This window comes from Anabaena sp. PCC 7108, assembly GCF_000332135.1.
Lineage (GTDB): Bacteria > Cyanobacteriota > Cyanobacteriia > Cyanobacteriales > Nostocaceae > Anabaena.
The window spans coordinates 4,047,398-4,062,163 of record NZ_KB235896.1; the positions used below are offsets into that span (position 1 = coordinate 4,047,398).

13 protein-coding genes are annotated in these 14,766 nt (G+C 39.9%); 10 read left to right on the plus strand and 3 right to left on the minus strand.

The genetic code is table 11. From position 1 onward, the window contains the following. Nucleotides 1–194 precede the first annotated feature (194 nt). The 8 genes from ANA7108_RS0119000 to ANA7108_RS0119035 all read left to right on the plus strand — a co-directional run bounded on the left by ANA7108_RS0119000 (nucleotide 195) and on the right by ANA7108_RS0119035 (nucleotide 7,086). Nucleotides 195–725 (plus strand): universal stress protein, encoded by a 531-nt coding sequence (locus ANA7108_RS0119000; protein ID WP_016952400.1) that lies wholly within the window; start codon nucleotides 195–197, stop codon nucleotides 723–725. Nucleotides 726–912: 187 nt separating this feature from the next. Then, nucleotides 913–1,425, plus strand: coding sequence for a bidirectional hydrogenase complex protein HoxE (gene hoxE, locus ANA7108_RS0119005; RefSeq protein WP_016952401.1), 513 nt, complete (start codon nucleotides 913–915; stop codon nucleotides 1,423–1,425). Further along, nucleotides 1,412–3,019 carry an NADH-quinone oxidoreductase subunit NuoF gene (gene nuoF / locus ANA7108_RS0119010; protein ID WP_016952402.1) on the plus strand — a complete coding sequence of 536 codons (1,608 nt, stop codon included), beginning with the start codon at nucleotides 1,412–1,414 and terminating at the stop codon, nucleotides 3,017–3,019. Before hoxE ends, nuoF begins: the two co-directional genes overlap by 14 nt. Nucleotides 3,020–3,031: 12 nt before the next feature. Next, the gene (gene hoxU / locus ANA7108_RS0119015; protein WP_016952403.1) at nucleotides 3,032–3,748 is read left to right on the plus strand and encodes a bidirectional hydrogenase complex protein HoxU; all 717 of its coding nucleotides are present in this window, start codon (nucleotides 3,032–3,034) and stop codon (nucleotides 3,746–3,748) included. 34 nt (nucleotides 3,749–3,782) lie between these two features. After that, nucleotides 3,783–4,310 (plus strand): DUF3122 domain-containing protein, encoded by a 528-nt coding sequence (locus tag ANA7108_RS0119020; protein ID WP_026104309.1) that lies wholly within the window; start codon nucleotides 3,783–3,785, stop codon nucleotides 4,308–4,310. A gap of 94 nt (nucleotides 4,311–4,404) precedes the next feature. Next, complete coding sequence (locus ANA7108_RS0119025) at nucleotides 4,405–4,941, plus strand: oxidoreductase (protein ID WP_255344985.1); 537 nt, start codon at nucleotides 4,405–4,407, stop codon at nucleotides 4,939–4,941. Between the two features lie 64 nt (nucleotides 4,942–5,005). Continuing rightward, the gene (locus tag ANA7108_RS0119030) at nucleotides 5,006–5,620 is read left to right on the plus strand and encodes a CBS domain-containing protein (RefSeq protein ID WP_016952406.1); all 615 of its coding nucleotides are present in this window, start codon (nucleotides 5,006–5,008) and stop codon (nucleotides 5,618–5,620) included. Nucleotides 5,621–5,637: 17 nt separating this feature from the next. Further along, nucleotides 5,638–7,086, plus strand: coding sequence for a Ni/Fe hydrogenase subunit alpha (locus ANA7108_RS0119035; RefSeq protein ID WP_016952407.1), 1,449 nt, complete (start codon nucleotides 5,638–5,640; stop codon nucleotides 7,084–7,086). A gap of 189 nt (nucleotides 7,087–7,275) precedes the next feature. On the opposite strand, the gene ANA7108_RS0119040 is transcribed toward ANA7108_RS0119035, so the two are convergent. Beyond that, a complete protein-coding gene (locus ANA7108_RS0119040) occupies nucleotides 7,276–7,836 on the minus strand; it encodes a leucine zipper domain-containing protein (RefSeq protein ID WP_016952408.1) in 561 nt (186 codons plus the stop codon). Between the two features lie 500 nt (nucleotides 7,837–8,336). On the opposite strand from ANA7108_RS0119040, the gene ANA7108_RS0119045 reads away from it, so the two are divergent. Beyond that, entirely contained in the window at nucleotides 8,337–12,119 is a 3,783-nt protein-coding gene (locus ANA7108_RS0119045) for a tetratricopeptide repeat protein (RefSeq protein ID WP_016952409.1), read from the plus strand. A gap of 260 nt (nucleotides 12,120–12,379) precedes the next feature. After that, the gene (locus ANA7108_RS0119050) at nucleotides 12,380–13,327 is read left to right on the plus strand and encodes a serine protease (RefSeq protein ID WP_016952411.1); all 948 of its coding nucleotides are present in this window, start codon (nucleotides 12,380–12,382) and stop codon (nucleotides 13,325–13,327) included. A gap of 254 nt (nucleotides 13,328–13,581) precedes the next feature. Here ANA7108_RS0119050 and tsaB read toward each other — a convergent pair whose 3' ends face one another. Together tsaB and ANA7108_RS0119060 are read right to left on the minus strand one after the other, a co-directional pair. Continuing rightward, entirely contained in the window at nucleotides 13,582–14,241 is a 660-nt protein-coding gene (gene tsaB / locus ANA7108_RS0119055; RefSeq protein ID WP_016952412.1) for a tRNA (adenosine(37)-N6)-threonylcarbamoyltransferase complex dimerization subunit type 1 TsaB, read from the minus strand. 207 nt (nucleotides 14,242–14,448) lie between these two features. Next, the gene (locus ANA7108_RS0119060; RefSeq protein WP_016952413.1) at nucleotides 14,449–14,697 is read right to left on the minus strand and encodes a Ycf34 family protein; all 249 of its coding nucleotides are present in this window, start codon (nucleotides 14,695–14,697) and stop codon (nucleotides 14,449–14,451) included. Between the last annotated feature and the right edge of the window lie 69 nt (nucleotides 14,698–14,766).

Below are 14,766 nucleotides of genomic sequence, written 5' to 3' on the forward strand. Positions count from 1 at the left end.
AATGAACCGCAAAGACGCAAAGGACGCGAAGTAAAGAAATAAGAAGATAGCTAATCTTACACTAGGAAGGGAGTAGGTATAGGAAGAAGATAAATAATCTAACGCTGGAAAGGGAGTAGTAGAAAAATCCATCCTCACAATTTCCTCAAATTGTTGATTTATAAACAAAGCAGTAAGCAGGAATGGAGGCCTCTATGTTTAACAAAATTATAGTTGCATTAGATCGCTCGGAAATGGGACAGTCTGTTTTTGAACAATCTTTGGCATTATCAAAGCTAACATCGGCTAAATTAATGCTACTGCACGTCCTATCTCCAGAAGAAGAGGAGAGTCCTGACTTGATGATTGCTCCTAACATTGACTATTATCCAGGTTGGAATGAGCAAGGTTTTAAGTTATATCAACAACAATGGGAAGCCTTTAAAAACGAAAGTTTGCAGATGTTACAGTCTTGGTGCGCCCAAGCAAACACAGCCGGAATCACTGCGGAATTTACTCAAAACACTGGTAATCCTGGCCGCAAGATTTGTCAATTAGCTACAACCTGGAATGCTGATTTGATTGTCATGGGGCGGCGAGGTCGTTCTGGACTAACAGAACTAGTACTTGGTAGCGTGAGTAATTATGTTTTACATCATGCTCCTTGTTCAGTGCATATTATACATTTTCCGACTCATCTCAAACCCACAGCAGTGAAACTAGAAACCACAAGCGTGGCTAACTAAAACGGTAATATTATTTTTGGTTTAAAGCTGAGGCGGAGAGAGGGAGATTTGTTTTTGATAAGTATAGGACTTTATGCACAAGTCAAAAAATATCTCACCGCAGAAGACAAGGAAAAATAAGAGTTTGAGTTTTTTTGCATAAGACTTAAAGTAATCAAGCGAACCTGATGTAATTGGTGATTTGAGAATGAAAACCTCTATTCCACCTAAATATACTCATCCCAGTGGAGATAAACGGTTAAAGATGCTAGATGCAACAATTAAGCGTCATCAATATCAACAAGATGCATTAATTGAAATTCTCCATCGGGGTTCGGAAATTTTTGGCTATTTAGAAACTGATTTATTGCTTTACATTGCCCATAGTCTCAAATTACCACCAAGTCGGGTTTATGGAGTAGCAACTTTCTATCATTTATTTTCTCTAACACCTAAGGGAGTACATAACTGCGTAGTGTGTACAGGTACAGCTTGTTATGTGAAAGGGGCGCAAGCAATTTTAGCTAGTGTAGAAAAATCTACCCAGACTCGTGCTGGAGAAACAACATCAGATGGTCAAATTTCCCTAATGACTGCTAGGTGTTTGGGGGCTTGTGGAATTGCACCTGCTGTAGTGTTTGATGGCACAATTTTAGGACATCAAACACCGGAATCAGTCTGTGAACTTGTTCAAGGATGGTGGCAACATGGAACTGGCTGAATTATTAGAAATAGCTGAAAAAGAACGTTCCCAAGTAAAACCTATACAGATTAGCTGCTGCACCGCTGCTGGTTGTTTGTCTGCTAATTCCCAAGCTGTCAAGCAAAATCTTGATGCATTTGTCAAAACTGCGGGTTTGCAAGACACAATCCAAGTCTCTGGTGTTGGGTGTATGCGTCTGTGCTGTCAAGGAACTTTAGTCAGGGTCGATAACCAAGCAAATCCCACCGAGACAAAGCTTTATCAGAAAGTCACCCCAGAGGATGCACCAGCAATAATTGCCGCAGTCAATGGAGAAAAAACCAATTTACAATCAGGAGATTTAAATCAGCCGTTTTTTAGGCATCAACTATCTATTGTCTTGGAAAACAGCGGCAAAATCGACCCAGAACGCATTCAAGCTTACATTGCAGCTGATGGTTATCAAGCCCTTTATCATGTGCTGCGGGAGATGAAACCCAATCAAGTGGTAGAGACAATTACTAAAAGTGGGTTACGAGGACGAGGTGGGGCTGGTTATCCCACAGGTTTAAAATGGGCAACAGTTGCCAAGTCTCAAGGTGAAAGAAAGTTTGTAATTTGCAATGCTGATGAGGGAGATCCTGGGGCATTTATGGATCGGAGTATTTTAGAAAGTGATCCTCATCGGGTTTTAGAAGGAATGGCGATCGCAGCCTATGCCGTCGGTGCAAATCAAGGTTACATTTATATTCGGGCAGAATATCCCATTGCTATTAGTCGCCTGGAAACTGCTATTCACCAAGCCCAACGTCTGGGACTCTTAGGTAGTCAAATCTTTGAATCTCATTTTGATTTTAAAGTCGAAATTCGCATCGGTGCGGGGGCTTATGTCTGCGGAGAAGAAACCGCTTTAATGGCTTCAATTGAAGGAAAACGCGGCCTTCCTTCCCCTCGTCCACCATATCCCGCTAATTCTGGTTTATGGGGTGATCCCACCTTAATTAACAATGTCGAAACCTTTGCCAATATCTCACCGATTATCCGCAAAGGTGCTGATTGGTTTGCTGGTATTGGTACGGCGAAAAGTAAAGGGACAAAGGTTTTTGCTATGGCCGGTCAAATCTGCAATACGGGTTTGATAGAAGTGCCGATGGGGACATCATTACGGCAGATTGTTGAAGAAATGGGAGGAGGTATTCCATCTGGCGGTATTGCTAAAGCAGTACAAACTGGTGGTCCTTCGGGGGGATGTATTCCCGCTTCGGCCTTTGATACACCTGTAGATTATGAATCCTTGAGCAATCTGGGTTCCATTATGGGTTCTGGGGGCATGATTGTCATGGATCAAACTACAAATATGGTCGATGTTGCCCGCTTTTTCATGGAATTTTGCATGGATGAATCCTGCGGTAAGTGCATTCCTTGTCGGGTCGGAACTCTGCAATTACATGAGTTGTTAACGAAGATTAGTCAAGGAGAAGCAAAACACGCTGATTTAGAACTGCTGGAGGAACTGTGCGACATGGTGAAACACACAAGTCTATGTGGTTTGGGACAGTCTGCACCAAATCCGGTTTTTAGTACTTTGCGTTATTTCCGTGATGAATATTTAGCATTAGTCACTAGTCATTAATAAATTACCCTTATGGCTGTCAAAACACTGACTATAAATGGTGAATTAATTAGCGCCCGTGAGGAAGAAACTGTACTAAAAGCAGCGCAAGAGGCTGGAATTCATTTACCTACACTTTGTCATCTTGAGGGTGTGGGAGATGTGGGGGCTTGTCGGCTATGTTTGGTGGAAATTGCTGGGAGTAATAAGCTGCAACCAGCTTGTGTGACTAAGGTGTCAGAAGGAATGGAGGTGATAACTCATAGCGATCGCTTGCAAAAATACCGTCGTACTATTATTGAAATGCTATTTGCCGAAGGTAATCACATTTGCTCAGTTTGCGTTGCCAATGGCAATTGTGAATTGCAAGATTTAGCTATAGAAATGGGTATGGATCACGTCAGATTAAAATATCAATTTCCTGACCGTGCTGTAGATATTTCCCATGAACTTTTTGGCATAGATCATAACAGATGTGTTCTTTGTACTCGCTGTATTCGTGTATGTGATGAAATCGAAGGCGCTCATACTTGGGATATGGCAGGAAGGGGTTCAAAATCTCATGTAATTACTGATTTAAACCAGCCTTGGGGAACTTCACAAACTTGTACTTCCTGCGGTAAATGCGTCAATGCTTGTCCCACAGGGGCGCTATTTAATCAAGGTTCAAGTGTTGGGGAAATGAAACATAATCGCGCCAAAATCGATTTTTTAGTTACAGCTAGAGAGAAAAAACAATGGAATTTTTAAAGGATAAAACACCAATGAGTCAAAGAGAAAGCTGATGTTAAACAGGATTAGAAAAAGATGCTTATGGATGCTAACTCTGGGAATTTTAATCATCTTGATCTTCCCAGGTTTAGGAAACTTCCAGGGGAAAGCAATTGCTGCTGTCACTAGTTTTGAAGAAGCACCAGGAGAAATTGTTTATCGCTCACAAATAAAATTAGATGATCAATCAGGAAAGGTATGGCAGGTTGTCTTATTTAAACAAGTGCATCCAAGTCAACAATCTCATATAAATTTGCGGTTAATTGGCTTTCCTGGTTCTGCTGAATTAACTCACCCCCAACCTTTAAAAATAACTTCAAATACAGGTAAGGTTTGGAATGCTGCTGATGTGTTTTTGGATCAAGCACCAGCACCAACTGTCGGTCAATATGATCTGACAAATATCTTGCCAGAATTACCAAATGAACAGTTAACATTAGCAATACCTTTACCTGATGCAAACTCCATTAATATCTCTGTTCCCCCATCTGTAGTTCAGGAATGGCAATTGTTAATGACAACTGATATCATATCCGGTTGAATCATCATTTCTCTGTGCCTCTGTGGTTAGTTTTTCCATGAGGTGTGCGTAAGTCCTATTTAAATTAAATTTGCAGCCAAGCGAGGTAATTTGTTTGAAATTAGCGACAGTATGGTTAGGTGGATGTTCAGGTTGTCATATGTCATTTCTCGATTTAGACGAATGGTTGATTGATTTATCCGCTCAAGTAGATGTGGTTTATAGTCCCTTTGTTGATGTTAAGGAATATCCAAAAGGTGTGGATGTAGTTTTAATAGAAGGTGCTATAGCTAACGAACAACATCTAGAATTAATCCACAAAATTAGAGAACGCACCCAAACAATAATTTCCTTTGGTGATTGCGCTATCACTGGCAATGTTACGGCTTTACGTAATCCCTTAGGTAGTGCGGAAATAGTTCTTCAGCGTAGTTATATAGAAACAGCCGATATCAACCCCCAAATTCCCCACGCACCGGGGATTATTCCACCTTTGGTTGACAAAGTATTACCCGTTCATCAAGTAGTAGCGGTTGATATTTATTTACCTGGTTGTCCACCCTCTGCGCCTAATATTCGCGCTGTTCTTGAATCATTATTAAAGGGAGAAAAACCACTAATAGCCGGCAGAGAAATCATTAAGTTTGGCTAATTTAATCAAGTTGAGATTTTAGATAATTTCACAAACAAATCTTGAATATTGAACGAGGTTGACCATGTTAACAGCAGCAGATGTAATGACCAAAGATGTAGCCATGATTCGCAGTTCAGCAACAGTTAAAGAAGCTGTTAATTTAATGCGTGCAAGAGATTGGCGAGCCTTAATTGTAGATCGTCGTCATGAACAAGATGCTTATGGTATTATCACCGAAAGTGACATTGTTTATAAAGTCATTGCCTATAGTAAAGACCCAAACAAAGTGCGTGTCTATGAAATCATGACTAAACCTTGTATTGTGGTCAATCCTGAATTAAGTGTTGAATATGTAGCCAGATTATTTGCTAATCATCATCTTCGTCGTGCGCCTGTTATTAGCGGCCATCTATTAGGAATAATCTCACTTACTGATATTTTAGCTCGGAGTAGTTGTCTAGAAAAACCTAGAACAATTCTCTTAGAACAAGAATTGCAAGATGAAATTAAAAAGTCTCGTCTTGTTTGTGCTGAAAAAGGCATCAATTCCAGCGAATGTGCAGCCGCTTGGGATGTGGTGGAAGAGATACAAGCCGAAATTGCCCACCAACGATCTGAAAAGCCCCTAATCTCAGCCTTTGAAGATTATTGTGATCAGTATCCAGAGGCTTTGGAAACAAGAACATTTAATCTGTAATCAATTACTAATTACTAATGAAAACAATAGTTATTGATCCGGTGACACGCATTGAAGGACACGCCAAAATTAGCATTTATCTGGATGATTTTGGACAAGTCAGCGATGCGCGATTTCATGTCACAGAATTTCGGGGATTTGAAAGGTTTTGTGTCGGCCGTCCCCTTTGGGAAATGCCGGGAATTACTGCCCGGATTTGTGGTATTTGTCCAGTTAGTCACTTGTTGGCTTCGGCCAAAGCAGGCGATCGCATTCTTGCTTGTAGAATCCCCACCGCAGCCACTCAACTCCGCCGCTTAATGAATTTAGGACAAATTCTCCAATCCCATGCCCTCAGTTTCTTTCACCTCAGCGCCCCGGACTTATTATTAGGCATGGATAGTGACCCTGAAAAACGTAATATATTTGGGTTAATTGCAGCTGAACCAGAATTAGCCAGAGGTGGGATTCGTTTACGTCAGTTTGGGCAAGAGATAATTGAATTACTAGGGGGAAAAAAAATTCATCCCTCTTGGGCTGTTCCTGGTGGAGTGCGTGATCCCTTAACTTCAGAAGCACGCAGTCACATTCAAGAACGGATTCCCCAAGTCCGCACTATTATTATTAATGCCATTGGTTTATTTAAAGGACTTCTCAAAAAGTATGAAAAAGAAGCTCAAACTTTTGGTAATTTCCCCAGCTTGTTTATGGGATTAGTCACTGATAAAGGTTTATGGGAAACTTACGACGGACATATTCGCTTTGTTGATAGTGGAGGTAATATTGTTGCTGATCATCTTGATCCCACTAACTTTCAGGAATTTATTGGTGAAGCAGTTCAAACCGATTCTTATTTAAAATCTCCTTATTATCGTCCTTTGGGCTATCCTGATAAAAGTGACCATTGTCGTTTAGATAGTGGAATGTATCGCGTTGGTCCATTGGCTAGATTAAATATTTGTAGCCACATTGGTACACCTTTAGCTGATCAAGAATTAAGAGAGTTTCGTAGTCATGATAATGGCACTGTAAAATCATCTTTTTTCTATCATTACGCCCGGTTAATTGAAATTTTAGCCTGTATTGAAAAAATAGAAATTTTATTAGATGATCCTGATATTTTATCAACTCATTTACGTGCCGAAGCTGGGATTAATCAATTAGTAGGAGTTGGTGCAAGTGAAGCACCGAGAGGCATATTATTTCATCATTATCAAGTTGATGAAAATGGCTTGATGCAAAAAGTAAATTTGGTAATTGCTACGGGGCAAAATAATCTCGCAATGAATCGTACAGTTGCCCAAATTGCTAGGCATTTTATCCAAGGTAGTGAAATTAATCAAGGCATCTTAAATCGTGTTGAGGCAGGAATTCGGGCTTTTGATCCCTGTTTGAGTTGTTCAACCCACGCCATGGGAAAAATGCCTTTATATATTGAATTAGTGGCAGCAGATGGTACTGTTTTAGATCAAGTTTGGCGTAGCTGAATCTGAATATGAAAAAATAATAATTCATACATCAATTAGAAATTTGATGAAAAAGCCAAATAAATTTACAAAAATGTTGGGTTTTCTTACGTCAACCCAACCTACACAGATCAATATTTTTATAGCAACAGAGAGGGTATTTAGGACACCAAAAGACTTTTCAGACTGTCACCTGATATACAAATAATATTATTCATCCCAAAGCTTTTCTAACTGACTTCTCCAAGCTGTTAAAACTTGTTCTCTTGCTGCTGCATTTTGGTCTATTTCTCCTAATAAACCTTCTGCATAAAAACGATCTAAATTTTGCATTGTTGCTTGTAGAGATTGTCCTTGTTGTTTTGCAGCTTGAATAATTTGCCGGATACGAGTTTCTATCAGTCGATTGAAGACATCATTAACACCAACTTGATATAAAGATTTAAGTCGTCCAATTGCATTAGCAAAGTCTGCACTAGTTAAAGTTCCGCTGTTGTGCTGAAATACTCCCCATATTACCCCATCATACAAAGCATAACGTGTTTCTTGAGTATCATCAAAGTTGGCTTCGAGGAACTGTGTTAAAAATGCTTCGGCTTCTTGTAGAGGTATAATTGGAAGTAATAGCCGCAACCAAGTATTATCTTCGGAAAGTAATACCAATAAACGAAAAGTAGGAGTTTCAATTTGCCAAGAACCAGGTGCTATATTATGCACTATTTCTGCATCAAATAACTCTATTAATGTAGCTGCAATTTCTTCCAGTGTCATAGTTTTTTGTAAAAAATTTTCAGATTCCCGATTTCTTAATCAATAAACCCAAAACATTGATTAATAAAGAATTTCAAAACCTGACGGTTATCAATTAACTGTCATGATTCAAAAATTTACAGTGTATTTGGGTCAATTCCCCTTGATTGTAATCTAGCTAGAAGAGTTTGCAATTCTTCCTCTTGGGTAGAGTCTCTACAAGGGTTTCAAGTCACGCACATTTAATTCTCGGAGATGTCTATTAAAAAAATGACTGACATAGCAGTATGCACTTGAATGAGATACATCATAGTTCTCTCCTCGCTTGCGGGGAGGGGTTAAAGTATCTCACACAACCGATAACCGCTATAATACATCAGATATGTGATTATGGTTTATCACAGTGTTGCTTACCTACCCTACACCCTTGACTAAGATTGTTACAAAAAACGCAACAGCACCCCAGATCATAAATTACCCCTCGTACAATCCAAGTAGTGAGGAGTAATAGAGGCAAAATCATGAAATACCAGGGAAATGACCGGGGTTTGCTACCGATATTTAGCCGTTGTGGGTTAACAATGTTGCTAACTGCGGTGTTACTGGTGGACTCAGTGGCAGCAATGCCCAGAGGTACAGGGTTACAGATAGCACAACAGCAAGGAACACAACAAGAAGCCATGCTTGCTAAAGCTAAAAAGTTATTTCAAGAAGGAAGGCAGCTTTATCAGCAGGGTACAAAGGAATCTTTATTACAAGCAATTAATAAATGGGAAGAAGCGTTACCCCTATATCGTGCAGTGGGGGATAGGCGTGGTGAAGCCACTACTCTCCTTGGTATTGGCAGTGTCTACTCCTCATTAGGAGAAAAGCAGAAAGCACTGGCATACTTGAACCAAGCACTTGCCCTGTATCGTGCAGTGGGGGATAGGCGTGGTGAAGCCACTGCTCTCAATAATATTGGCGGTGTCTACAACACCCTGGGAGAAAAACAGAAAGCACTGGCATACTTGAACCAAGCAATTCCCCTGTATCGTGCAGTGGAGGATAGGGGTGGTGAAGCCACTGCTCTCAATAATATTGGCTTGATCTACTCCGACCTGGGAGAAAACCAGAAAGCACTAGAATACTATAACCAAGCACTTCCCCTGTATCTTGCAGTGGAGGATAGGGGTGGTGAAGCTAACACTCTCAATAATATTGGCTTAGTCTACTCCGACCTGGGAGAAAACCAGAAAGCACTAGAATACTATAACCAAGCACTTCCCCTGTATCTTGCAGTGGAGGATAGGGGTGGTGAAGCCCGCACTCTCAATAATATTGGTTTAGTCTACTCCGACCTGGGAGAAAACCAGAAAGCACTAGAATACTATAACCAAGCACTTCCCTTATTTCGTGCAGTGGAGGATAGGGGTGGAGAAGCCACTACTCGCAATAATATTGGCGGTGTCTACTCCGACCTGGGAGAAAAGCAGAAAGCACTGGAATACTATAACCAAGCACTTCCCCTCAGACGTGCAGTGGGGGACAGGGGTGGTGAAGCCACTACTCTCGTTGGTATTGGCAAAGTCTACTCCGACCTGGGAGAAAAACAGAAAGCACTGGAAAGCTATAACCAAGCACTTCCCTTATTTCGTGCAGTGGAGGATAGGGGTGGAGAAGCCACTACTCGCAATAATATTGGCGGTGTCTACTCCGACCTGGGAGAAAAGCAGAAAGCACTGGAATACTATAACCAAGCACTTCCCCTCAGACGTGCAGTGGGGGACAGGGGTGGTGAAGCCACTACTCTCAATAATATTGGCTTTGTCTACAACTCCCTGGGAGAAAAGCAGAAAGCACTGGAATACTATAACCAAGCACTTCCCATAGCACGTGCAGTGTCGGATAAGCGTGGTGAAGCCCGCACTCTCAATAATATTGGCTTGGTCTACTCCGACCTGGGAGAAAAACAGAAAGCACTGGAAAGCTATAACCAAGCACTTCCCTTATTTCGTGCAGTGGAGGATAGGGGTGGTGAAGCTACTACTCTCAATAATATTGGCACTGTCTACTCCTCTCTGGGAGAAAACGAGAAAGCACTGGAGGAATACTATAACCAAGCACTTCCCATATATCGTGCAGTGGAGGATAGGGATGGTGAAGCTACTACTCTCACTAATATTGGCATGGTCCACTCCGACCTGGGAGAAAACGAGAAAGCACTGGAAAGCTATAACCAAGCACTTCCCCTCAGACGTGCAGTGGGGGATAGGGGTGGTGAAGCTGCTACTCTCAATAATATTGGCGCTGTCTACTCCTCTCTGGGAGAAAACCAGAAAGCACTAGAATACTATAACCAAGCACTTCCCCTATATCGTGCAGTGGGGGATAGGGGTGGTGAAGCCGGCACTCTCAATAATATTGGCGAAGTCTACAACGACCTAGGAGAAAAACAGAAAGCACTGGAATACTTGAACCAAGCACTTCCCCTATATCGTGCAGTGGAGGATAGGGATGGTGAAGCCCTTACTCTATACAATACTGCCCTAATACAAGGCAGCCAAAAAAACCTTCAAGCAGCCCTGACCAACATTCAAACCGCCATCAACATCATCGAAGAATTACGCACCAAAATAGCCAGCACAGAACTACGTACATCCTACTTCGCCACCAAACAGGACTACTACAAATTCTACATAGACCTGTTAATGCAGCTACACAAACAAAACCCCAACAAAGGCTACGACGCACAAGCACTACACATTAGTGAACGTTCCCGCGCTAGGGGTTTAGTTGAACTTCTCACCGAAGCTAACATCAACATCCGTAAAGACATTAACCCCCAACTCCTAGCGGAAGAAACCCGTTTACTGTCTCTGAGAGATGGTAAAGAAAAACTCCTCTCAGAACTGATGAGTAAACCAAAACCTCCCGAAGAAATTATCCAAACCACTAACCAAGAAATTCAAAATATCATCCAACAACAAAAGGAACTAAAAAATAAACTCCGCGCCACTAACAAAGAATACGCAGACTTAAAATATCCCGAACCTCTAACATTACCCCAAATTCAACAACAACTAGACCCCGATACAGTCCTATTACAATATTCATTAGGTGCAGAAAATAGTTATTTATGGTTAGTAACTCATAACAGTTTCACCACCTATCAACTACCCAAAGAAGCAGATATTAACAAAGTTGCTGAGGCATTAATTATCAAATTAAAAGCCCCCAGCAATTATGGTGCATCAGCCCAAGAAATAGCACACCATATAGCAGGAAAAACCCAATTAGCTAACAAACTCAGTCAAATAATTCTCCAACCTGTGTCCGATAAATTAGGGAAAAAACGGTTAGTAATTGTCGCTGATGGTATCTTACATCAAATCCCCTTTGCTGCATTATCTGACCTAACCCCCCAACCCCCTTCCCTGCAAGGGAATGGGGAGAAAGATCAACTCCCCTCACCTTCTAGAAGAGGGGTAGGGGGAGAGGTCACATATCAACCCTTATTAGTAAATCATGAAATCATTAACTTACCATCCGTCACCAGTTTAGCCACCCACCGGGAAAAACTCAAAAACCGCAAAACTGCACCGAAAAAATTAGCTGTATTAGCTGACCCAGTTTTTAGTAATGATGATAGTCGTGTTACAGGTAAAACAGAAGATGTATCATCCACAGATTTGGATTTAGAACGTTCTGCTTTAAGGCGTTCTAGTGTTAATAGAGGTTCATTATCTCGACTACCAGGAACTCGTCAAGAAGCAGAAGCAGTTTTAAAACTTGTTCCCAATACTGAAAGTATCAAAGCCTTTGATTTTGATGCTAATTATGAATGGGTAACACAACAAAAATTAAATCAATATCAGATGGTACTTTTTGCCACTCATGGACTAATTGACATGAAAAATCCAGAGTTATCGGGCATAGTTTTATCATTATTTGATAAACAGGGAAAAGCCAAGAACGGATTTTTAAGATTGGATGATATTTTCAACTTAGATTTACCTGCGGAATTAGTGGTATTAAGTGCTTGTGAAACAGGTTTAGCTGGGGAAGTTAAAGGAGAAGGTTTAATAGGTTTAACCAGGGGTTTCATGTATGCAGGTGCGGCTAAGGTTGTGGTATCTTTATGGAAAGTTAATGATGACGCAACAGCAGAATTAATGACTGAATTTTCTGGTCAAGTATTGAAAGAAGGTAAATCTCCCATTGTGGCTTTAAGAAATGCCCAGTTAAAATTATGGCAACAACAAAAAACTCAAGACCCTCGTTTTTGGGCTGCTTTTACTATTCAAGGTGAATGGCAAAAATAGTTATTAAATCTCCTGAACAAATAGATCCCCCAGATCCCCGACTTCTTGAAGAAGTCGGGGATCTAAAACTAAAACTGATATAAAACTAGAAAATCTGTTACAAAAACTGTAACAATACCAGTATTTATACTTCGGCATTTTATAATTGAAAAGTCAAAGATTCATTTTCTCATTAATGGTGTGTGACACTGCGCCAACACATCATAAAAATTACTAAGAAAATCTACACATTACAGAATTTTGAATGAGGAGTGTTTACCATGTCTAAAAGACTATTTGCTTTATTAACAGTAAGTGCGTTAATTGTAGCTGCTGCTGGTTTATCTGTGGAAGCACAAAGTAAACCTAAAGATAAACCAACAAATGCACCTAATTTTGTAAAATTGGAAAATGCAGGTAAATTAAATTTATCTTCTGCTGGTAATCCTTTTAAACCGCGTAATTTTAAACAGTCTAAAAAACCTTATGCTGGAGATCGGGGTATTATTGGCTATGATAACCGTGAACCAATGTTAAGTAGAGAATATCCTTGGTCTGCTATTGGTCGGATTCAAGGAACTACGACAGACGCAAAAAATTATCATTGTACAGGTACTTTAATTGCGGAAAATTTAGTGTTAACAAATGCCCATTGTGTGATTGATTCTAAAACTCATCAAATCAGTAGAGAAATTGCTTTTTTACCTAATGTAATTAATGGTCAAGTTGCTGATAGAGAAGATATTGCTTTTGCAGACAGAGTGATTTACGGTACTGATTTTACAGCAGATACAATCACTAATCAAACTCAAGATTGGGCAGTAGTCAGATTAAATAAACCGATTGGTAGAAAATATGGTTATTTAGGCTGGAGAAATTTACCAGTTTCAACAATGATTAATAATCCCAAAAAATTCTCTTTTGTTGGTTATTCTGGTGATTATCCTAATTCCAGTAAAAGAGGTTATGAGTTTTTAAGTGCTGGTGCTGGTTGGACTGCTGGTTTTCAAGAGGGATGCAGTATTGTGAAGGAAGAGAGAGATATACTGTTTCATGATTGCGACACAACCGGAGGTTCTTCTGGTGGTCCGATTATTGGTTGGATTAATAATCAGCCTTACATTGTAGCCTTGAATAATGCTGAAATTAAGGATGTTAACACCAATGAAGGTATTATTAATTTAGCTGTGAATATATCTTTTTTAGATAGACTGGCTGGAACAAATTGAGGATAGAAAAATTTTGCCATTTTGCGCCTATAGGTGAGAATAATTGATAAGCTGTTGTGCATTTAATTTGTATAAGCCTAGTGTCCAAGATATCCGTACTACAAGACTTAACAATATTAGGATTATTAGGATGATCAAATTTATCTGCTTAACAGCTTATTCAGGAAATGAATAATCAACTTTTATCAATTCCTGAACCCAACATTTTGCGACTACAACTGGTTGAGTAATTTTTTGTTACCTACCTTTGTTGATCAAATATCTACAGGATGCTGTCCATAATATGGTAGAGCCTCTGACCAATCAGGGCGTTTACTTTGTTGCCAATCTAAATAAGCTAATTCTAAAATACTGCTAACAGTTGCTGCTAATCCTGATGTGGCTTTAATTAGTTGATATTCTGTATGCCAATTAGCTAAAGTTTCTTGCCATTTTTCTGGTGTAAATACTGCATCTGGTAATAAAGAAATTAGTCCCAAATTATCAGCAGCTATTTGATAAATAGCACCAAAAACTTGCCCCCGTTGTGCTGGCATTTCTACTGCAATAATTGCTTGTGGTTTTGGATTTTTGCTGTTTTCATGCCAAGCTACAGCAGCTAAAGTGGAAATCGCAAATACTGGAATGTCTAACTGTTGTCCCAAAGTTCGGGCTGTGACTACACCAATTCGACTACCTGTAAAACCACCGGGACCTTTAGCAACGGCAATAAAAGCCAAGTCTGTCCAATTTTGGGGTGCAATTAAATCAATTATATATTGATGAATTAAACTTGATAAATCACGTCCTAAATTCCAAACATGGGCGCGGGTATCATCTGCAAAATTACTAATTACTAGACCTAGTTCTGGTGTAGTGGTGTGCAGTGCTAAAGCGTATTTTGCGGTTGGGAGATGTTCTAGTTGAGTTGTCAAAGTAAATATAGATTTTGAGAATATGAAAAAGTTAACTTTGGCTAAATTAACGATTTATAATTCTATCAGTTTTAGATACATAAAATATATAAAGAAACTTAAAATACAGCAGATTGCAGATAAATGAGGTATGGAATCTAAATTCAAGGTAGGGGCGTATTGCAATACGCCCCTACTCAAATTGCAATACGCCCTCAAATCTAAAACTTAAGTTGGTACTAATTCACCGGGACGTAATTTAGCCCATTTACCCATTTCTTTCTTAAAGCTGAGACAACCGACCACATCCCATTCCATTTCAATTATTTCGTCTTTTGTGCGAATATTGACATTGATAGAAGGTTCATTGGGGTCAAAATCGGGGGTTTCAGTCAAGTGAGGCTGTTGGTGCTGTGCTTCTACTGCGTTGTAGGTTACACAACGGTCTACATAGTGGCAATTTACGCAAATACACATAATAGAACCAACTCCAGAAACCTTTATAGTTAATGTAGCTTAAGCCAAACTATTCAGCATGAGTTAGTA

Coding starts and splice junctions, on each gene's coding strand:
- ANA7108_RS0119000 (WP_016952400.1), top strand. CDS start 195: ATGTTTAACAAAATTATAGTTGCATTAGATCGCTCGGAAATGGGACAG.
- hoxE (WP_016952401.1), top strand. CDS start 913: ATGAAAACCTCTATTCCACCTAAATATACTCATCCCAGTGGAGATAAA.
- nuoF (WP_016952402.1), top strand. CDS start 1,412: ATGGAACTGGCTGAATTATTAGAAATAGCTGAAAAAGAACGTTCCCAA.
- hoxU (WP_016952403.1), top strand. CDS start 3,032: ATGGCTGTCAAAACACTGACTATAAATGGTGAATTAATTAGCGCCCGT.
- ANA7108_RS0119020 (WP_026104309.1), top strand. CDS start 3,783: ATGTTAAACAGGATTAGAAAAAGATGCTTATGGATGCTAACTCTGGGA.
- ANA7108_RS0119030 (WP_016952406.1), top strand. CDS start 5,006: ATGTTAACAGCAGCAGATGTAATGACCAAAGATGTAGCCATGATTCGC.
- ANA7108_RS0119035 (WP_016952407.1), top strand. CDS start 5,638: ATGAAAACAATAGTTATTGATCCGGTGACACGCATTGAAGGACACGCC.
- ANA7108_RS0119040 (WP_016952408.1), bottom strand. CDS start 7,836: ATGACACTGGAAGAAATTGCAGCTACATTAATAGAGTTATTTGATGCA.
- ANA7108_RS0119045 (WP_016952409.1), top strand. CDS start 8,337: ATGAAATACCAGGGAAATGACCGGGGTTTGCTACCGATATTTAGCCGT.
- ANA7108_RS0119050 (WP_016952411.1), top strand. CDS start 12,380: ATGTCTAAAAGACTATTTGCTTTATTAACAGTAAGTGCGTTAATTGTA.
- ANA7108_RS0119060 (WP_016952413.1), bottom strand. CDS start 14,697: ATGTGTATTTGCGTAAATTGCCACTATGTAGACCGTTGTGTAACCTAC.